The sequence below is a fragment of the Rudaea cellulosilytica DSM 22992 genome (assembly GCF_000378125.1).
Classification (GTDB): domain Bacteria; phylum Pseudomonadota; class Gammaproteobacteria; order Xanthomonadales; family Rhodanobacteraceae; genus Rudaea; species Rudaea cellulosilytica.
The window spans coordinates 1,727,492-1,746,019 of sequence record NZ_KB899241.1; the positions used below are offsets into that span (position 1 = coordinate 1,727,492).

Here is an 18,528-nt window from a genome sequence, read left to right on the forward strand (position 1 = left end):
AAACGCGTTTGCGTGTGCAATCGCGACGCCTCGAGCGCAAAACAAGAGAACAAGTTTACCGCAAATGCGATTTCCCACCCTGCGCATCATCGACCGCTATCTCGCGCGCGAGCTGCTGGTCAGTTTCATCGCCGCGACTGCCATCCTGCTGCTTGTCAGCATCGGCGGCACGGTGGCCGACCTGCTCGGTAAGATCGCGCGCGGGCGCATTCCGGCCGAGCTGCTGTTCTCGCTGATCGGCCTGCGCACGGTCGATGCGCTGACCCTGCTCGCGCCGCTGGCCGTGTTCATCGGCGTGCAACTCGCCTACGGGCGCCTGTACCGCGAGAGCGAGATGGCTGTGTTCGCCGCCTCGGGCCTGCCGGTCACCGGCCTGTTGCGCCCGCTCGCACTGCTCGCCGTGCCGCTGGCGCTGGCCATGGCATTGATTTCGTTCTGGCTCGCGCCGGCCGCGGTGCGCCTGTCGCAGAATCTGATCCTGCAGGCGAACCGTTCGCTGATCATCGCCGGGCTCGAGCCGGGCAAGTTCGTGGAGCTGCCGAACGGCGACGGCATGATGTACGTCGAAGCGATGAGCGCGGACGGCATCCAGTTCAAGAAGATGTTCGTCGCCAGCGAGCGCGCGGTGGGTATCGACAAGAATACTCCGGACGCTGCAGCCAAGGCCGCGACCGCGCCCTTGCGCATCAACGTGATCACCGCGGCCGACGGCGAGCTGTATCACGACGTCAACGGTGCCGAACGCTATCTCGGCCTCAACAACGGCTTCCGCGTCGAAGGCATCATCGGCGAGGACAACTATCGCTTGCTGCGCTATGTGCGCAACGACGTCAAACTCACTGATTCCGAGCCCGACGCCACCACCGATGCGGTCAAGCGCGCCGCGCCGACCACCGACTTGCTGCGCAGCGTGGATCTCGTGCAGCGCACCGAACTGCATTGGCGCCTAGCCGCGCCCATTTCGACTCTTGTGCTGATGCTCCTCGCCCTGCCGCTGTCTAAATCGAGCCCGCGACAGCCGCGTTACGCGGGTCTGATCATCGCGTTCCTGACTTGGGCGATCTACTACGCGCTCATGAACATCGCGCGCAACCAGCTCGTCAGCGGCAAAATGAGCCTCGCGCTTGGTATGTGGTGGATTCACATTCCCGTGTTGCTGATCGCGCTATATCTGCTCTGGCGCAGCCAGCAATTGCCGAAGCCGAAACCAGCGAAAACGCAGCTCGCCTCGGGGACAGTGTGATGACGGCGACATGGACATCTCGCATCGGCCTCGACCGCTTGCGTTTCAAGAAAGTTGACAAGGTCGTCGCGCTGTCGGTGATCGGCGCGGTGCTGCTCGCCTGGCTCGTCGTCGTCGCGCTCGATGCAATGATGGCCTTCGTCAACGAGATCAATGACGTCGGTGTAGGTGACTACACGCTGGCGAAAGCGGTTGCCTACATCCTGCTGACGATTCCTCGGCGCATGTACCAATACTTCGCTTACGGCGGTCTGATCGGCGGCCTGATGGGCATGGGCGCGCTTGCCGCCAGCGGCGAGTTGACTGCGTTGCGCGCCGCGGGAATGTCGAAGCTGCGCATATGTGCATCGGTCGTGCTCGCGCTGACCATCCTGACTGTGTTCGTCGCGCTGATGGGCGAAGCGGTCGCGCCACGCGCGCAGCAGAAGGCCGAAGCGATGGCGCTGACGGCGAAGAACCGCGACGTAACGATCGGCAAAGGCGGGACGTTGTGGGCGCGCGATGGCACAACCGTTATCAACGCCAAGCATGCGCGTACGCATGCGAAGAAGGGTGCGGCTCCGGTAATCGAATTATTCGACGTACGCGTGTTCGAATTCACGCCGATCGGTCAACTGACCGCGCTGTCGATCGCGAAGTCGGCGACGCACGAAAATGGCGAATGGACGTTGCACAATGTACGCCGTAGCGAATTTGAGGGTCGCTCAGCGACGAGCACAACCGAAGAAACCAAACAATGGAAATCGCAGCTTGACCCTGATGTACTCGCCGTTTCGGCGATTCACCCAGAGTACTTGTCGATGGCTGATCTTTCGCGCAACATCGATTACAACCGTCGCAATCAGCAGGATGCCACGACGTTCGAGCTCGCCTATTGGGGCCGCGTTTTCTATCCGCTCAACGTGCTTGTGCTCGCCTTCTGCGCGGTGCCGTTCGCATTCGGCCAGCTGCGCACCGGCGGGCTCGGCAAGCGCCTGTTCATGGGCATGGTACTTGCGATCAGCTACTACTTTTTCCAGCAGTCCGTAGTCAGAATGGGCGCGGTATACAATTTCAATCTCGCGGTCGTGAATGCGCTGCCCTCGCTGTTTCTCGTGGTGGCGGCATTCGTGTATTTCCGCAGGAACGCGTAGGGGCGTGACTTTCGCGCCCCGCGCGAAAGTATTCGAATTCGCCACGCGCTACACGCTCTTCTCCACGCGCACGAGCAGCGTGCCGGCCGCGATGTCATGCCAGGCGCGCCGCTCGCGATCGATCAGGCACCAGAAAAACCCGAGGCCGAGCGCGCCAAGCGACACGAGCGCGACGGCGAAGCGCAGCAGCGCGCGGCGCAAGTCGATGGCGCCGCCGTCGATGCCGACCACGCGCAGTCGCCAGGGTTTCATGCCGACGGTCTGGCCGCCGCGCAACCAAGACACGACGAAATAGGCAGCGGCGACCGCAAGCACGAGTACCTGTACGAGCAGCTTGTGGCTGAGGCGATGGACGTCGAGCGCGCCGCCGGTGAGCAGGATCGCCGCGATGGTGGCGAAAAACCACAGCGCAAGCAGCGGAAACAGGTCATAGGTCGCAGCGATCAGACGCCAGCCGAAGTGAGCGGGGGCGGCGGTCGTGCGCTGGGAGGTCGAGTTCATCAAGGGCTTGGCGGTTCGTCCTCGGCGCGCGGTCCGCGCAAGCAAAGCTCGTCGCGTGACTTACGAACGGAACGGGTTCAAGAAAAACAGCTGCGGCTTGTGTTGAAATGACGTCGATGGCTCCAACACGAAGACGAAGTCTACCCGATGCAGCGATGAGGAAATCCGCAAGACAGTCCGCAACCGCCGCATTGCGCGTCAGCGATCAGATCGATGCCGGCGAGCATGCGCTTATCGAAGACTTCCTCGAGCGTGCCTGGTCCGAATCCGGCCTCGCCGAAAATTCGCTCGCCAGTTATCGGCGCGATCTCGAGGGACTGGCACGCTGGGTGGCACGTGCGGGTACCGGCATATTGCGCTGTACGCGCGAGCAATTGCACCGCTACCTCGCCGAACGCGGCGAAGGCGGTTATTCCTCGCGCAGCAATGCGCGCCTGCTTTCGACCCTGCGCCATTTCTACCGCATGCAGCAGCGCCTCGGCGCGATCGAGGTCGACCCGACGCTATTGTTCGATACGCCCAAGCTGGCCAAGCCGCTGCCGAAGGCGCTGAGCGAGGCGCAGGTCGAGGCCTTGATCCGTGCGCCGGATATCGCCACGCCGCTCGGCCTGCGCGATCGCGCGATGTTCGAATTGCTCTACGCGACCGGGCTGCGCGTCTCCGAGCTCGTCAACATTGCTCTCGACCAGATCAACCTGCGCCAGGGCGTGCTGCGCGTGACCGGCAAAGGCGGCAAGGATCGCCTGGTGCCGATCGGCGAGGAGGCACTGGATTGGCTCGAAAGCTATTACGCTGATGCGCGGCCGGCACTCCTGGCCGGCAAGGTCGTCGATGCCGTCTTTGTCACCCGGCGCAAGGAGGCGATGACGCGGCAAATGTTCTGGACGATGGTGAAACAGCACGCCGCCAGCGCCGGCATCGACGCCAAGCGCATCTCGCCGCATGTACTGCGCCATTGCTTCGCCACCCACCTGCTCAACCACGGAGCCGACCTGCGTGCGTTGCAGATGCTGCTCGGCCACAGTTCGTTGTCGACCACGCAGATCTATACGCTGGTCGCGCGCGAAGGCCTCAAGCGCCTGCACAGCCAGCATCACCCGCGGGGGTGATGCCGAGCGCAAGCTGCGCCTACCTATGCGTTCAAATTGCAACCGTGCATGAGCAGAAGCTACCCCGAAAAGCCCGCCGACACCGGCCAATCGTGCGATAATCGCAAGAAATACCGTGGGACTCCGGTCATCAGGCCGTAGGCTCCGGTTGTCGGCCGGGCTGGATCTTTTTCGTCTATGTGTATGTCGTAATCGCTTCGTCGCGCACGTTCTATCCCCTTCGAGAATCGTCATGCTTAAACACTTGCTTGCCGCCGCCAGTCTCGCCCTTGTGGCTGTGGCTACCCATGCCCAGAGTGCCCCCTCGTTCACCGATGTCAGCTCCGCTGCCTCGGCCCCGTCGTTCACACCGACGGCGCCGGAGGAAAAAACCATATACGACGCGCTTAGCAAGCTGGCGCCCAACGTGAAGATTCAGGCGATGGCCAAGGCCGAGTTGCCCGGCTTCTACGAAGTCGTCGTCAGCGGAGGCCAAGTGGTCTATGCAAGCGCCGACGGCAAATACCTGATTCAGGGTGACGTCATCGACGTGGCGCAGAAGGCCAGCTTGCCCGGCCGTGCCCAGTCATCGCTGCGCCTTGCGTCGCTGAAGACGTTGCCGCAGAGCAAGCGCATAGTGTTTGCCCCGGCGAATCCGAAGCACACGGTGACCGTATTCACCGACGTCGATTGCCCGTACTGCCGTCAGTTCCACAAGCAGATCGCGGCCTACAATCAGGTCGGCATCGCGGTCGAGTACGTGTTGTTCCCGCTGGCGATCCATCCCGGCGCCGACAAGAAGGCCGAGGCGGTGTGGTGCGCACAGGATCGCAATGCTGCCTACACTGCAGCGATGAATGGGCAGGATCCGGGCAAGAAGACCTGCGCCAATCCGGTCGCCGAGACGACTGCGCTGGCGTTGAAGATCGGCATCAGCGGCACGCCGACCATTCTCAACGAAAGCGGCGTGCAGGTGAACGGCGGTGTCGTCCAGGATCCAGCGAAGTTCCTCGCCGAGCTCGATCGACTGGCGGCGCAGAACGCGAAGGGCGCTGTCGCGTCGAAGTAAGCGACCGGATGCCGTTGTTCCTCTGTCGTCCCTGAAGTCCAAGCCCCGGCAATCTCACCGCCGGGGCGACGCGCGTCCTGCGCGTCGGCTAGAATACGCGCCCCTTCCGCAAGTAGCCGATGCTCGCCATGTTGGTTTTTGATGGACAGCCGGCCCTCTCGGCGTTTCGCCTCGAGCGTCTCAACCGTGAACTGAACCGTACCCTGTCCGACTGTCGTGTCGGCGCAGCGCGCTACGTCTACTTCGTCGATTCCGATCCGGGAGCCGCGGTCGACCGCGACGCGCTTTGCCGCGTGCTTCGCGCGGAGAACGGCGAAGCCAAGCCGGCGACGCTGTGGGTCGTGCCCAGGCTCGGCACCTTGTCGCCGTGGTCGACCAAGGCGACGGAGATTCTGCGCGGCTGCGGCATGGCCGTGCGCCGTGTCGAGCGCGGCATCGCGTTCACGATCGCCAATCCGCCGATGTCCGGATCGACCCAATGGCAGAAATTGGCGCAGGCGTTGCACGACCCGATGACGCAATCAGTGCTGGCCACGCTCGACGATGCGCAGGCGCTGTTCCGCGCCGGTGCCGTCGCACCGCTGGAACGCATCGCGCTCGACGGCGATCCCGCCTCGGCGCTGGCCGAGGCGAATGCGCGCCTTGGCCTTGCCCTCGCGCCCGATGAGATCGAATACCTGATCGCGCGCTACGCCGAACTCGGTCGCGATCCGACCGATGTCGAACTGATGATGTTCGCACAGGCGAATTCCGAGCATTGCCGGCACAAGGTGTTCAACGCGAGCTGGACGATCGACGGCAAGCCGCAGGACCGCTCGCTGTTCGCGATGATCAAGAACACGCACAACGTCGCGCCCGCGCACACCCTGTCGGCGTACAAGGACAACGCGGCGGTGATCGAGGGCAGTTCCGCGGCGCGCTTCTTCCCGCACGAAGACGGCCGCTTCGTCGCGACGAACGAACCCGTGCCGTTTGCGATCAAGGTCGAGACACACAACCACCCGACCGCGATCGCGCCGTATCCGGGTGCGGCGACTGGCGCCGGCGGCGAGATCCGCGACGAAGGCGCAACCGGTCGCGGCGCCAAGCCCAAGGCCGGCCTCGTCGGCTACACCACCTCGTACCTGCGCATTCCCGACTGGCCGCGGCCGTGGGAGAAGGAACGCCCGCTGCCGCCGCGCATGGCGACGGCGTTCGAGATCATGCGCGATGCGCCGATCGGTGCCGCGGCGTTCAACAACGAATTCGGCCGGCCGTGTCTTGGTGGCTATTTCCGCACGTTCGAGCAGGAAACCGCCGATCCGAACTATCGGCGCGGCTACGACAAGCCGATCATGATCGCCGGTGGCCTCGCCAACATGCGTCTTGCGCATGTGGAAAAGGGCATTCTGCAGCCGGGCGACGCGATCGTCGTGCTCGGCGGCCCGGCCATGCTGATCGGCCTCGGCGGCGGTGCCGCATCCTCGCTCGCCGGAGGCGATTCTTCCGAGGCGCTCGACTTCGCCTCGGTGCAGCGCGACAACGCCGAGATGGAACGGCGTTGCCAGGAAGTGATTGACCGCTGCTGGGCGCTTGGCGCCGACAATCCGATCGTCAGCGTGCATGATGTCGGCGCGGGTGGCTTGTCGAATGCGATTCCGGAAATCCTCAACGATTCGCATGTCGGCGGACGCATCGAGCTACGCAAGGTGCCCTCGGCCGATCCTTCGCTGTCGCCGATGCAAATCTGGTGCAACGAATCGCAGGAGCGCTACGTGCTCGGCTTGCACGCCGGCGATGTCGAGCGCTTCACCGCGTTGTGCGAGCGCGAGCGTTGCCCGTTCGCAGTCGTTGGCGAAGTCACCGCCGAGCGCCTGCTGCTGCTCGACGATGCGGCGAATCCGCAGGCACCGCCGATCGACCTGCCGATGGACGTGCTGTTCGGCAAGGCGCCGAAGATGCAGCGCGACACGAAGCGCAAGGCGGTGCGCCTGGACATCGTGCCCGACCTCGATGGCATTGCGCTTTCGGATGCGCTGCAGCGTGTGCTGCGCGCACCGGCGGTCGGCTCGAAGTCGTTCCTCGTCACGATCGGCGACCGCACGGTCGGAGGCCTCTGCGCACGCGATCCGATGGTCGGTCCGTGGCAGGTGCCGGTCGCGGACTGCGCGGTCACGCTGGCCGATTTCGACGGCTATGCAGGCGAAGCGATGGCGATGGGCGAACGCGTGCCGGTCGCGATGTTGTCGGCGCCGGCTTCGGCGCGGCTCGCGGTCGGCGAGGCGATCACCAATCTCGCCGCGGCGCCGATTGCCGACATCGGCGAAATCCGCCTGTCGGCGAACTGGATGGCCGCGGTCGCCGTGCCTGGCGAGGACGCGGCGCTGTTCGACGCGGTGCAGGCGGTCGGCATGGAGCTGTGCCCGGCGCTCGGGATTTCGATTCCGGTGGGCAAGGATTCGCTGTCGATGGCGACGGTATGGCAGCTCGACGGGCGCAAGCAGAAGACGGTGTCGCCGGTATCGCTCAACGTGACTGCGTTCGCGCGCGTCACCGACGTGCGCCAGGCGCTGACTCCGCAACTGCGCACGGATGCGGGCGAGACCGAGCTGTGGCTTATCGACCTCGGCGCACGCAAGAACCGCCTCGGCGGTTCGATGCTCGCTCAGGTCTACAATCGCGGCGGCGGCCTGCCGGCCGATGTCGACGATCCACAGCGGTTGAAGAATTTCTTCGCGGCAATCCAGCAGGCGAACGCGCAAGGCCTGTTGCTCGCGTACCACGATCGCGCCGACGGCGGCGTGCTCGTCACCCTGATCGAGATGGCACTGGCGGGACACTGCGGCCTCGACGTCGAGATGAACGGCTGGGGCGAGGCGATTCTCGCTTCGCTGTTTTCCGAGGAGCTGGGTGCGGTCGTGCAGATCCGCGCGAGCGACCGCGACGCATTCCTCGCCCTGCTCGCCGAGCACGAACTCGATAGGCTCGCGAACTTCTGCGGCAATCCGCGCAAGCGCAAGCGCGTGAAACTCTGGCTTGGCGGCGAGGCGCTCGCCCGCTGGCCGTGGGAAGATCTGATGCGCGCTTGGTCGGAAACCAGCTACCAGATAGCCGCGCGCCGCGACAATCCTCAATGCGCACGCGACGAGGACGGTCTGCGCAGCGACGACGGCAGCCCCGGCATCACCCCGAAGCTCACGTTCAATCCGGCCGACGACATCGCCGCGCCGTACATTCACACCGATGCGCGACCGAAGATCGCGATCTTGCGCGAACAGGGTGTCAATGGTCAGGTCGAGATGGCGGCGGCGTTCACACGCGCCGGCTTCGATGCCTACGACGTGCACATGAGCGATCTGCAAAGCGGCCGCCACAAGCTCAGGGATTTCCGCGGCGTGGCCGCGTGCGGTGGCTTTTCCTACGGTGACGTGCTCGGCGCTGGTCGCGGTTGGGCGACGTCGATCCTGTTCAACGCGCAGTTGCGCGACCAGTTCGCCGCGTTCTTCGCAGACACGACCAAGTTCGCGCTCGGCGTGTGCAATGGTTGCCAGATGCTCGCCGCACTGAAGGAGATCATTCCCGGCGCCGAAGGCTGGCCGAGCTTCGAGCGCAATGCGTCCGAGCAGTACGAGGCGCGCTTGGTTACGCTCGAAGTCGTCGAGTCGTCGTCACTGTTCTTCAAGGGCATGGCCGGCTCGCGCATCCCGGTCGCGGTCGCGCATGGCGAGGGCCGCGCCGAGTTCGTCAAAGGCGGCGACCTGCGGCGCACCGCGGTGTGCCTGCGCTATGCCGACCATTACGGCCGCGCGACCGATGCGTACCCGCTCAATCCGAACGGTTCGCCGGGCGGCCTCGCCGGCATCACCGCGGCGGACGGCCGCGTCACCGCGCTGATGCCGCATCCGGAGCGCGTTTTCCGCAGCGTGCAGATGTCGTGGGCGCCGCGTGAATGGGGCGAGGATTCGCCGTGGATGCGCATGTTCCGCAACGCGCGCGTGTGGGTCTGCTGAGCGTGCCCTTGCGAATCCGGCGATGACGATTTCCCCGCTCCGGCGCTTCATGCTCGCGGCCGTGCTCTGGCTGCCGTTCGCGTTCTTTCTTTGGTTCGCGTTCCGCGCCCCGTTCGCGTGGCCGGTGATCCAGATCGCCAAGCTCGCCTTGCTGCACGTCTGGCCGGGTTTATACCTCGACGTGATCGTCGGTGCCGACGAGATCAACCAGGCAACCGGGCAGCTGATCGCGCACCACTCCGACTGGATGCAGGTCAATAGCAACGTCATCTACAACGCGGTCAAGGATGGCGCACCGAAGTACGCGTTCTTCGACTTCGCGCTCAACCCGATGATCTACGGCTACAGCGTGCCGTTGTTTGCCGGCCTGGTCATGGCGACGCCGCTGGAGAAATGGCAGCGTTTTGCGCAGATCGGCGTGGGCCTCGTCGCGCTCTGGCTGGTTCAGGCTTTCGGCGTCGTCGCGGAAACGTTCAAGGTGCTCGGTTTGCAATTGGCCGAGGGCACGGCGAAGATGCACGAGCTGGGCTATTCGCTGGAGGTGGTCGCGCTGGCTTATCAGTTCGGCTATCTGATACTGCCGCCGCTCGTGCCGGCGGCACTGTGGATCCTGCTGAACCGGCCGTTCATCGAAGAGCTGACCCGGCCGCCGGCCGCTGCAGCTGTTGAACCTAATCACGAGACCGCGGTCGAAACGCGGCAGCAGGGGAAATAACGATCATGTCCGCCGTACAACCATTGCCAACTCCTCCGCACGAGGGGCACGACGAAACACTGGACGAGCGCATTTGTGCGTATCTCGTCGCGCGCGGCCGCCTGAAGGAGAACGATCTTCTCCGCGCGAAACGGCTGCTGGAAGAAAACGGCGAGGGCAATCTCGTTCCGCTGCTCACGCGTCTGGGCCTCGTCTCCGAACGCGAAATGGGCGATGCCTTGGCCGAGGTGATGGGCCTGCAGTTGGTGACCGCGAAGGAGTTTCCCGACACCCCGCCGCAGAACGTGGCCATGTCGATCCGCTTCCTCAAGCAGCACCACATCGTGCCGATCGGCGAAACCGAGGACAAAGTCATTTGGGTCGTCGCCGACCCGGCCGAGGAGTATCCGATCCAGGCGGCGCAACTCGCGACCGGCAAAAGCGCCGAGATCAAGGTCGGCTTCCGCTCCGAGATCGACGACCTGATCGAGCGTTACTATGGCTCGGGTCGCTCGGCGATGGGTTCGATCGTCGAGAGTCTGTCCGAGGATGCGACGCGCAGCGAGGATGACATCGAGCACCTGCGCGATCTCGCTTCCGAAGCGCCGGTCATCCGTCTGGTCAACCTGATCATCCAGCGCGCGGTGGAACAGCGCGCGTCCGACGTGCACATCGAGCCGTTCGAGAGCCGCCTGAAAGTGCGCTACCGCATCGACGGCGTGCTGCTCGAGGCCGAGTCGCCGCCGGCGGCATCGACTGCGGCGGTCATTTCGCGCATCAAGATCATGGCGAAATTGAACATCGCCGAGCGCCGCCTGCCGCAGGACGGACGCATTCCGCTGCGCGTGCAGGGCAAGGAACTCGACCTGCGCGTCTCGACCGTGCCGACCAGCTTCGGCGAGTCGGTGGTCATGCGTATCCTCGACCGCGAATCGGTCGTGTTCGATTTCCACAAGCTCGGCTTCACCGATCAGTTTCTGTCCAAGTTCCTCAAGGTGCTCGAACTGCCGCACGGCATCCTGCTTGTCACCGGCCCGACCGGTTCGGGCAAGACGACGACGCTGTACACGGCCTTGTCCAAGCTCAACACGCCCGACGTCAAGATCATCACGGTCGAAGATCCGGTCGAATACCAGATCGAAGGCATCAACCAGATCCAGGCCAAGCCGCAGATCGGTCTCGACTTCAGCCACGCGCTGCGCTCGATCGTGCGCCAGGACCCGGACATCATCATGATCGGCGAAATGCGTGATCTGGAGACCGCGAAGATCGCGATCCAGTCCGCACTGACGGGTCACCTGGTGCTGTCCACGCTGCACACGAACAATGCCTCCGGCGCGGTCACGCGCATGCTCGACATGGGCGTCGAGGATTACCTGCTCACGTCCACCGTCAACGGCGTGCTCGCCCAGCGCCTCGTGCGCCGGCTCGATATCGAGCATGCGCACAAGTACGAAGCGATGCCCGAGGTGATCGAGGAGTTCGGCCTGCGCCGCTTCCAGCCTGAAGGAAAAGTGGAGTTGTACAAACCGATGCCGTCGCCGTTGTCCGCGACCGGTTACCACGGCCGCACGACGATCATGGAGTTCCTCGTCATGAGCGAGCCGCTGCGCCGTCTGGTCATGCAGCACGCCGACATGAACAAGCTCGAGGAGCTGGCACGCAGCGAAGGCATGCGCACGATGTACGAGGACGGCCTGGTCAAGTCGCTGCAAGGGCAGACGACGATCGAGGAAGTGTTGCGCGTGACTTCGGAAAGCTGATGGCACTGTTTCGCTACAAGGCGGTCACTGCCGATGGCGAGATCGTCGAAGGCCAGTACGACGTCGCTTCGAACGACGAAGTGATCGCAAAGATCCAGGACGCGGGCAACATCCCGCTCGAGGTATCCGCGGCGGACGGCACGGGTGGTGGCGGCGGACTTGCCGGCTTGTTCAAGCGCGAGGCGATGAACCAGACGCAGGTGCTGCAGTTCACCCAGCAGCTTGCGACTCTGCTCGGCGCCGGCCAGCCGCTCGACCGCGCATTGCAGATTCTTCTGGAACTACCGGAAAGCGAAAAGGCCAGGCGTATCGTCGAGCGCATCCGCGATCACGTGCGCAGCGGCGCGCCACTGTCCGAGGCGCTCGAAGCCGAGCCCGGGGTGTTCTCGCGCCTGTACGTCAACATGGTGCGCGCAGGCGAGGTCGGCGGTTCGCTCGATTCCACGCTGACCCGCCTCGCCGACTATCTCGAACGCGCCAAGTCGCTCAAGGAAAGCGTGGTCAATGCGCTGATCTATCCGGTGATCCTCGTGGTCATGGTGTTCGCCGCGCTGTTCGTGCTGCTCACCGTCGTCGTGCCTCAGTTCCTGCCGATGTTCAAGGACATGAATGTCGAGTTGCCGCTGATCACCAAGATCACCCTATTCGTCGGCACGCTGCTGCAGGACTGGTGGTGGCTGATGTTGATCGCGGGCGTCTTCGGCGTGGTGACGATCCGCAGGCACCTGGCCGATCCGGAGAAAAAGCTCGCCTGGGACGCGCGCGTGCTCGGCATGCGCGTGGTCGGGCCGCTGTTTGCCAAGCTCGAAACCGCGCGGCTCGCGCGCACGTTGGGAACTTTGCTCAAGAACGGTGTTCCATTGCTTACCGCGCTGTCGATCGCGCGCAACGTGCTCGGCAATTCGGCTTTGGCCGAGTCGGTGGACAAGGCGGCGGAAGACGTGAAGACCGGCGGTGGCTTGGCCCATGCGCTTGCACAGAGCAAGCGGTTTCCGAAGCTGGCGACGCAGATGATCTCGGTCGGTGAAGAGTCCGGCGAGATCGACACCATGTTGATGAAGACCGCCGACACTTTCGACCTGGAGACGAGGAATGCGATCGATCGCATGCTCGCCGCTCTGGTGCCCGCATTGACCCTGGTAATGACGGCACTGGTCGCCGTAATTATGATGGCGATCCTGCTGCCCATTTTGAATCTGGCCAGTTCCATTCAATGAGTATGACAATGATGACGTCCATGTCTTTGCGAACGCGCCGCGATCTTCCGGCAAACCTGACCCGCAGCGCGGGTTTCACCTTGATCGAAATCATCGCGGTGCTGGTGTTGATCGGCATCATCATGAGCGTCGTGGTAACGAAGATCGGCGACACCGTCAATTCGGGCAAGGTCAAGGCCGGCATTGCGCAGATGCGTCAGCTTGCAAACAGCGTCGAGCGCTATTCGCTCGACAACGGCAATCCGCCCACAAGCCTCAACGATCTCGTCTCGCGTCCGAGCAGCGCGGTCAATTGGAACGGTCCGTATGCGACCGAAGCCCAGTTGAAGGATCCGTTCAACCATCAATTCCAGTACAAGATGCCGGGCAGCGACGGGCGCGACTACGACCTCGTTTTCCTGGGCAAGGATGGCCAGCCCGGAGGCGACGGCCTGAACAAGGACGTCGGCAACTGGCAGTAACCGGCTTCCGCCGGCCCGCGCAGTAGTGCTCTGACATGACTAGCGTGCGCTCATCGCGGGGCTTCAGCCTGATCGAAATCGTCGCGGTGATCTTCCTGATCGCGCTTGCGGTGGGCGCGGTGTCGATCTCGTTCTCGAAGAGCATGAGCGGGGCGAAGGTGCAGGCAGCGACCCGCGACATGATCGCCGCGTTGCGCTACACCCGCGGACAAGCCATCGTCAAAGGCAAGGAATCCACGTTCGATCTCGACATCGCCAACAACAGCTACCAGGCGCCCGGCAGGTCGATGGTGCAGCTGCCCAAGAACATGCGCTTGGCCTTGTATACCGCCGATCAGGAGATCATCAGCGAGACCACCGGGCGCATCCGCTTCTTTCCCGACGGCGCCTCGACCGGCGGTCATATCTCCGTGCTCATGGAGCGCGTGGAGTGGCGGATCAACGTCGACTGGTTGACCGGTGCGGTGACGCGCGAGGAGCTGCATCAATGAACATGCGATCGCGAAACGCCATGCCGCGTGGCCAGGGCGGATTCACCCTGATCGAGCTGATTTCGGCGTTCGTCATTTTCGCACTCGGCTTCAGCATCCTGATGAAGACATTGACCGATGCGATCCACACCACGCGACAAGCGCAGGAGGCGACCCAGGCTGCGCTATACGCGCAATCGCTGCTCGACATCCAAGGCATCGGCGAGCCGCTCAAGGAAGGCGGCAGCAGCGGCGATTTCGACGATACCTATCATTGGCAGCTCAGCGTCCAGCGCTACCAGTTGCAGGCTACGCCTGGCTCGACGCTGGCGCCGGCAGCGATTGCGCCCGGCCAGCCCGAGCTGTTCCAGCTCGAGCTCGTGGTGAGTTGGGGCAATCAGTACCTGCAGCATCACGCGCGCTTCGTCACGCTGCGCTCGATGGCGCCGCCGCGCAACGGCAATCAACCGTCGAGTGGCTTGCCGCCAGGGTTCGGCTAGGCATGCACACGTTCCCACGCCAACAGGGGTTCAGCCTGCTCGAAGTGATGCTGGCCGTGCTGCTGCTCGCGCTGCTGCTGGCGGGCGCCTACAACGGCATCACCGCATCGGTGCGCAGCATGCACTCGGGCGAGGCGGCGATCGAGCGAATCGACAAATTGCGTACGGTGCAGGAGTTCCTGCGTCACCAGATCTCGCGCATCCTGCCGTTTCCTTATGCACGTTCGAAGGACGGCTTGAAGGTGGAAGTTTTCCGCGGCGACGGCAAGTTCATGCGCTTCGTCGCGCCGATGCCGGGCTACCTTTCGCGCGGCGGCGCATATGTGCAAACCCTGGAGCTCGCTCCGGGCAAGGACGGCATGCAGCTGGTGTTCACGAGCACGCTGCTCAACGGCTTCGATATGGACAAGAACAAGGTCGCCGAGGAATCGACCGTGGTCCTGCTCGACCATATCCAGGAGGGCAGTTTCAGTTACCGCGGCCTGAACCAGCAGGGTGAGTTGATGAACTGGAGTCAGGGTTGGAAGGATTCCAGCACGACGCCGTTGATGGTCGCTCTCGACCTGCGCCTCGCCGCCGGTAACCGAATCGAGTGGCCGCGCATGACGATACCGCTGATGATGGATGTCGGCGCGCGGCGTTCGGGTCCGGCGGGTTGACGCCATGAACCGAACGCAAGCGCATTCTTCCTTAACCGCGAACGGCAGGCGTCGGCCGCACATGAGCGCATCGCCCGGCCACGGCGGGGCTTTCCGTGCGCGCGGTGTGGCGCTGATCCTGGTGATGTGGGTGATCGCGCTCATCGGCGTGCTGCTCGGCAGCTTTGCTCTCATGGCACGTACCGAAAATCTCGAATCGCGGCACATGTTCGACACGACCTCGGCGCGTTACGACGCGATCGCGGGCGTCGAGCTGGCATTGGCCCAGCTGCGCAATCCGGACCCGATGCAGCGCTGGGTTGCAGACGGGCGGCCATACGAGTTCCCCTATGAAGGTGCGACGGTAAAGGTGGAGATCACCAACGAGTCGGGCAAGATCGATCTCAACGTGGTCGACAGCGCCACCCTCATGGCCTTGTTCCAGTCGATCGGTCTCGACCTCGGCGCGGCGGAGGCGCTGTCCGATGCGATCCAGGATTGGCGCGATGCCGACCAGCAGGTGCGTCCGCACGGCGCCGAGGCGCCGCAGTACGCCGCCGCAGGACTCGACTACGGGCCCACCAACCTGCCGTTCCAGACCGTGGCCGAGGTACAGCAGGTGCTCGGCATGAATTACGAGATCTACAAGAAGATCGAGCCGGCGATCACGGTGTATTCGGGGACACGCACGCCGAACGCGGCGTTCGCTCCCTACGAGGCACTGATGGCGATCCCGGGCATGACCCAGCCGCTCGCCCAGCAGATCATCGCTGCGCGTCAGGCGACGCCGCCGGGAACCACGGGAGCGATCGAGGGTCTGACCTTGCCGGGAGGCGTGCCGATCATGGCCAGCGGCGGCGGCCTCACGTATAGTATTAAGTCCAAGGCCACCCTCCCGAACGGCGTCAGCATTACCTTCGACGCCACCATACGCGCGGGTGGGGTGAGCACGTCGGGGCGGCCCTATACCGTGTTGCGTTGGCGCGACGGCGAGGCGTCGTAGCGCAGGAGCGGGCGCTGCAGTCTGGCTGGGTGGAGCCGCGGGCCCGTTCGTTACCTTTCGTTACGTTTTGAGAACTTATCCTTTCCGGCGCAGTCTTTAAGCCGCGCCATATTGCGAACCAAACAGATTCACTCAACCGTTTGTTGCCCCGATAGATTTTGCCCATGAGTTTGACCACCACCATTGACACCCAGCTCATGCGCCTGCGCCTGCGCTACGCGAACAGCGGGTTGCCGAAGTTTTTCTCGTGGTGGGCCCGCCAGCTGACCGATCTCTTGCCCGTGCACTGGCGCGAGCTGTTCGCGGAAGGCGCACAGGAACTGCTTGTCGACGCAAGCCCCAGCGAGTTCGGGATATGGCGTCAATCCAAGGGGCGCAGCACCGAGTATGGACGCATCCCGCGCGACCAGGCCGCGGAAGATCAGCGCAATGAATTCTCGCGGCTGCGCGACCGCATCGACGATCCGGGACTGCGCGTGTTCTACTGCATCCCGCTGCGGCGCACATTGCGGCGCGAGCTGACCCTGCCTGCGGCGGCTGAAGACAAGCTGCGCCAGGTGCTTACCTTCGAGATGGATCGGCAGACCCCGTTCAAGGCCGACCAGGTCTACTTTGATTATCGGGTCGTGCAGCGCGATGCCGTGGCCAAGAACCTCAAGATCGAGTTGCACGTCGTGCCGCGCGCGCAGCTCGACGGCGAGTTGGCGACGCTGAGCGCGATCGGCGTTGCGCTCGACGGTGTCGATTGCTGGAGCGCCGCAGCGGGTAGCACTCGTGCCGGGCTCAACCTTTTGTCCGCGGAGCGGCGCGTCAAGCGCGTCAATCAGCGCCTTCGTCTCAACCTTGCGCTCGGTGCGGTGGCATTGGTCCTGTTTGTCGTCGCCGGCATGTTATTCCTCAACAATCGCCAGATCGCCCTTGATGCGATGAACGCCGAAGTCGACAAAGCCAAGGCCGAAGCCAAGCAGACTGCGACACTGAATAAGCGGCTCAAGGACAACACGGCTTCGATCAGCTACCTGTATCGGCTCAAGCGCGACTCGACGCCGATGACGGCAATGCTGACGGACCTGACCAAGCGTCTGCCCGACGACACCTTCCTCGAGCGCTTGACGGTTGACGAGAAAGGCAAGGTCGAAGTGCAGGGGCAGAGCGGCAACGCGAACAAGTTGATCGAGGGGCTGCAGAAATCGGAAGTGCTCGATAACGCGACCTTCATCGGCACGGTGCAGCCGGACGCGCGCACGAAGAAGGACCGCTTCACGATGAATTTCCAGTTGCGCAAGCAACCTGAGCCGGAATCGACCGACAAGGACAGGAAGGCGCACGAGAAGAGCGGCGCGAAGCCTGCGGAGGACGCTGATGCGCCTGCTGCCTGAATCCATGCGCGGCCAACGGTTTCTTGCCGTGGTTCTGCTGGTCATCGCGTTGCTGCTCGGCTATCTGCTGTTCGTGCATTGGTGGCTGGTGTCGCCTTACCTGACGATGCGCGATGAGTACTATGATCTGCGCGACCAGCAGTACCATTTCGCCGAGCTGATCCAGAGCAGGCCGCTGATCGAGCAACAACTCAAGGACGTTGCCGGCCTGGAGCAGGAGAACCAGGCGTTTCTCAACGATGCCGACGCGGCGAGCGCGTTCTCGGATCTTTCCGAGCGGCTCAAGCGCGCGGTCGAGCAGAACCTCGATCCGAATGCGCGCTGCACGGTCAACGGCATTTCCCCGTCCACCAACCGCGCCCAGGAGGTGTATCTGCGCGTGTCGGCGAACGTCAACATGAACTGCCAGGCGGAAATGTTTGCGCGGGTGCTGTATACGCTCGAGTCGAGCAACCCCTATCTGTTCGTCGACCGGCTCGTGATATATCGGCAGCAGCAGATGTTCATGCCCGGCGGCAAGCCGGCACCACCTGGTGCGACCTCGGTCAATGCCCAGTTCGTGCTTTCCGGCTTCCTGCGCCAGTCCGGCGGCGCAAAGGGGGCCAATTGAACCTGCGTGCCTCGCGTGGCCTGACCCTGACCCTGGCCGGCATCGCCGCGCTGATGTTGCTGCTGGTCGTGCTGTTCTGGGCGGGCATCGGGCGCGGCTACAGCTGGTGGACGTTGGATCCGCTCGATCCCGCTACGGGTAAGAAGAAACTGGCCAATGCCCAGTACAGGCTCGGCGCCTGGGACAATTTTGCCGACGTGAACGCGCGTCCTTTGTTCAACGAGGACCGCAGGCCGACTCCGCCGATGCCCCCCGACGTGCCAGGTGATGCAAAGCCGATCCCCAAGCTCGAGGTGGTCCTCGCCGGCGTCATCATTACCTCGAAGGCCCGTCTCGCGATGGTCAAGGAGAAGGGCAAGGAAAAATCGATGACGGTGAAGGAGGGAGGCGCGCTGCCGGGCGAATTGGCTGCCTGGAGCCTCGCCGAGCTCAAGCCGCGCAGCGCGGTGTTCAAGAATTCCGCCGGCGAGAGCGCAACGGTGGAACTCATCCCGGTCGCGAGCAGTCAGAAACCCACGCCGCCGCCACCACCGCGTACGCCCAATCCGCCGGTACCGGGCGCGCCCCAGCCCCAACCCGGGCAGGCGCCGCCAACACTGCCCGGACCGGTGGCGCCGGCCTCTCCCGATGCGGCGGCAGCGGATCTGCAGCAGCGCATCGATGCGCGTCGCCAGCAGATACGCGAGCAGCAACAGCAACAACCGCAGCAACCGCAGGCGCCACAGACCGAGCCAGCGCAGCCTGCGCAGCAGCAATAATCCAAATTCAAA

At 63.8% G+C, this 18,528-nt stretch carries 17 protein-coding genes; 16 read left to right on the forward strand and 1 reads right to left on the reverse strand.

The features are described from left to right. Nucleotides 1-64: 64 nt before the first annotated feature. Nucleotides 65-1,243, forward strand: a complete 1,179-nt coding sequence (gene lptF, locus F455_RS0107650; RefSeq protein ID WP_018972696.1) for an LPS export ABC transporter permease LptF — start codon at nt 65-67, stop codon at nt 1,241-1,243. Next, nucleotides 1,243-2,376, forward strand: a complete 1,134-nt coding sequence (lptG, locus tag F455_RS0107655; RefSeq protein ID WP_018972697.1) for an LPS export ABC transporter permease LptG — start codon at nt 1,243-1,245, stop codon at nt 2,374-2,376. The genes lptF and lptG overlap by 1 nt, the downstream gene beginning before the upstream one ends. A 48-nt stretch (nt 2,377-2,424) precedes the next feature. Here lptG and F455_RS0107660 read toward each other — a convergent pair whose 3' ends face one another. Continuing rightward, nucleotides 2,425-2,877 carry an RDD family protein gene (locus F455_RS0107660; protein WP_018972698.1) on the reverse strand — a complete coding sequence of 151 codons (453 nt, stop codon included), beginning with the start codon at nt 2,875-2,877 and terminating at the stop codon, nt 2,425-2,427. 155 nt (nt 2,878-3,032) lie between these two features. On the opposite strand from F455_RS0107660, the gene xerD reads away from it, so the two are divergent. From xerD to F455_RS0107730, 14 genes are all read left to right on the forward strand, one after another. Beyond that, nucleotides 3,033-3,986, forward strand: a complete 954-nt coding sequence (gene xerD, locus F455_RS0107665; protein ID WP_051084133.1) for a site-specific tyrosine recombinase XerD — start codon at nt 3,033-3,035, stop codon at nt 3,984-3,986. A gap of 232 nt (nt 3,987-4,218) precedes the next feature. Next, nucleotides 4,219-5,034 (forward strand): DsbC family protein, encoded by an 816-nt coding sequence (locus F455_RS0107670; RefSeq protein ID WP_026293180.1) that lies wholly within the window; start codon nt 4,219-4,221, stop codon nt 5,032-5,034. A gap of 128 nt (nt 5,035-5,162) precedes the next feature. Beyond that, nucleotides 5,163-9,023, forward strand: coding sequence for a phosphoribosylformylglycinamidine synthase (purL, locus tag F455_RS0107675; RefSeq protein ID WP_026293181.1), 3,861 nt, complete (start codon nt 5,163-5,165; stop codon nt 9,021-9,023). A 22-nt stretch (nt 9,024-9,045) separates the two neighbouring features. Further along, nucleotides 9,046-9,738, forward strand: a complete 693-nt coding sequence (locus tag F455_RS21915; RefSeq protein ID WP_018972702.1) for an exosortase H-associated membrane protein — start codon at nt 9,046-9,048, stop codon at nt 9,736-9,738. Nucleotides 9,739-9,743: 5 nt separating this feature from the next. Next, nucleotides 9,744-11,480, forward strand: coding sequence for a type II secretion system ATPase GspE (gspE, locus tag F455_RS0107685; protein ID WP_018972703.1), 1,737 nt, complete (start codon nt 9,744-9,746; stop codon nt 11,478-11,480). Next, nucleotides 11,480-12,697, forward strand: a complete 1,218-nt coding sequence (gene gspF / locus F455_RS0107690; protein WP_018972704.1) for a type II secretion system inner membrane protein GspF — start codon at nt 11,480-11,482, stop codon at nt 12,695-12,697. Before gspE ends, gspF begins: the two co-directional genes overlap by 1 nt. Before the next feature lie 20 nt (nt 12,698-12,717). Then, the gene (gspG, locus tag F455_RS0107695; protein ID WP_026293183.1) at nt 12,718-13,158 is read left to right on the forward strand and encodes a type II secretion system major pseudopilin GspG; all 441 of its coding nucleotides are present in this window, start codon (nt 12,718-12,720) and stop codon (nt 13,156-13,158) included. Between the two features lie 35 nt (nt 13,159-13,193). Beyond that, entirely contained in the window at nt 13,194-13,649 is a 456-nt protein-coding gene (locus tag F455_RS0107700; protein WP_018972706.1) for a GspH/FimT family pseudopilin, read from the forward strand. Beyond that, nucleotides 13,646-14,128: a type IV pilus modification PilV family protein gene (locus tag F455_RS20090; RefSeq protein WP_083918825.1), complete on the forward strand. Its 483-nt coding sequence runs from the start codon at nt 13,646-13,648 to the stop codon at nt 14,126-14,128. The genes F455_RS0107700 and F455_RS20090 overlap by 4 nt, the downstream gene beginning before the upstream one ends. A 2-nt stretch (nt 14,129-14,130) precedes the next feature. After that, nucleotides 14,131-14,787: a prepilin-type N-terminal cleavage/methylation domain-containing protein gene (locus F455_RS20095; protein WP_018972708.1), complete on the forward strand. Its 657-nt coding sequence runs from the start codon at nt 14,131-14,133 to the stop codon at nt 14,785-14,787. A 61-nt stretch (nt 14,788-14,848) separates the two neighbouring features. Further along, entirely contained in the window at nt 14,849-15,769 is a 921-nt protein-coding gene (locus F455_RS0107715; protein WP_018972709.1) for a type II secretion system minor pseudopilin, read from the forward strand. 164 nt (nt 15,770-15,933) lie between these two features. Further along, nucleotides 15,934-17,148 (forward strand): PilN domain-containing protein, encoded by a 1,215-nt coding sequence (locus tag F455_RS20100; RefSeq protein WP_018972710.1) that lies wholly within the window; start codon nt 15,934-15,936, stop codon nt 17,146-17,148. After that, the gene (gene gspM / locus F455_RS0107725; protein ID WP_083918827.1) at nt 17,132-17,758 is read left to right on the forward strand and encodes a type II secretion system protein GspM; all 627 of its coding nucleotides are present in this window, start codon (nt 17,132-17,134) and stop codon (nt 17,756-17,758) included. Before F455_RS20100 ends, gspM begins: the two co-directional genes overlap by 17 nt. Further along, on the forward strand, nt 17,755-18,516 hold the full coding sequence (locus F455_RS0107730) for a hypothetical protein (protein WP_018972712.1): 762 nt from the start codon (nt 17,755-17,757) through the stop codon (nt 18,514-18,516). The genes gspM and F455_RS0107730 overlap by 4 nt, the downstream gene beginning before the upstream one ends. Nucleotides 18,517-18,528 lie beyond the last annotated feature (12 nt).

What these genes read in the sequence shown, in the direction of transcription:
- gspG (WP_026293183.1), top strand. Translation starts at nt 12,718, where the DNA reads ATGTCTTTGCGAACGCGCCGCGATCTTCCGGCAAACCTGACCCGCAGC.
- purL (WP_026293181.1), top strand. Translation starts at nt 5,163, where the DNA reads ATGTTGGTTTTTGATGGACAGCCGGCCCTCTCGGCGTTTCGCCTCGAG.
- F455_RS0107700 (WP_018972706.1), top strand. Translation starts at nt 13,194, where the DNA reads ATGACTAGCGTGCGCTCATCGCGGGGCTTCAGCCTGATCGAAATCGTC.
- F455_RS0107715 (WP_018972709.1), top strand. Translation starts at nt 14,849, where the DNA reads ATGAGCGCATCGCCCGGCCACGGCGGGGCTTTCCGTGCGCGCGGTGTG.
- gspE (WP_018972703.1), top strand. Translation starts at nt 9,744, where the DNA reads ATGTCCGCCGTACAACCATTGCCAACTCCTCCGCACGAGGGGCACGAC.
- gspF (WP_018972704.1), top strand. Translation starts at nt 11,480, where the DNA reads ATGGCACTGTTTCGCTACAAGGCGGTCACTGCCGATGGCGAGATCGTC.
- lptG (WP_018972697.1), top strand. Translation starts at nt 1,243, where the DNA reads ATGACGGCGACATGGACATCTCGCATCGGCCTCGACCGCTTGCGTTTC.
- F455_RS0107670 (WP_026293180.1), top strand. Translation starts at nt 4,219, where the DNA reads ATGCTTAAACACTTGCTTGCCGCCGCCAGTCTCGCCCTTGTGGCTGTG.
- F455_RS0107660 (WP_018972698.1), bottom strand. Translation starts at nt 2,877, where the DNA reads ATGAACTCGACCTCCCAGCGCACGACCGCCGCCCCCGCTCACTTCGGC.
- lptF (WP_018972696.1), top strand. Translation starts at nt 65, where the DNA reads ATGCGATTTCCCACCCTGCGCATCATCGACCGCTATCTCGCGCGCGAG.
- F455_RS20095 (WP_018972708.1), top strand. Translation starts at nt 14,131, where the DNA reads ATGCACACGTTCCCACGCCAACAGGGGTTCAGCCTGCTCGAAGTGATG.
- F455_RS21915 (WP_018972702.1), top strand. Translation starts at nt 9,046, where the DNA reads ATGACGATTTCCCCGCTCCGGCGCTTCATGCTCGCGGCCGTGCTCTGG.
- gspM (WP_083918827.1), top strand. Translation starts at nt 17,132, where the DNA reads ATGCGCCTGCTGCCTGAATCCATGCGCGGCCAACGGTTTCTTGCCGTG.
- xerD (WP_051084133.1), top strand. Translation starts at nt 3,033, where the DNA reads ATGAGGAAATCCGCAAGACAGTCCGCAACCGCCGCATTGCGCGTCAGC.
- F455_RS20090 (WP_083918825.1), top strand. Translation starts at nt 13,646, where the DNA reads ATGAACATGCGATCGCGAAACGCCATGCCGCGTGGCCAGGGCGGATTC.
- F455_RS20100 (WP_018972710.1), top strand. Translation starts at nt 15,934, where the DNA reads ATGAGTTTGACCACCACCATTGACACCCAGCTCATGCGCCTGCGCCTG.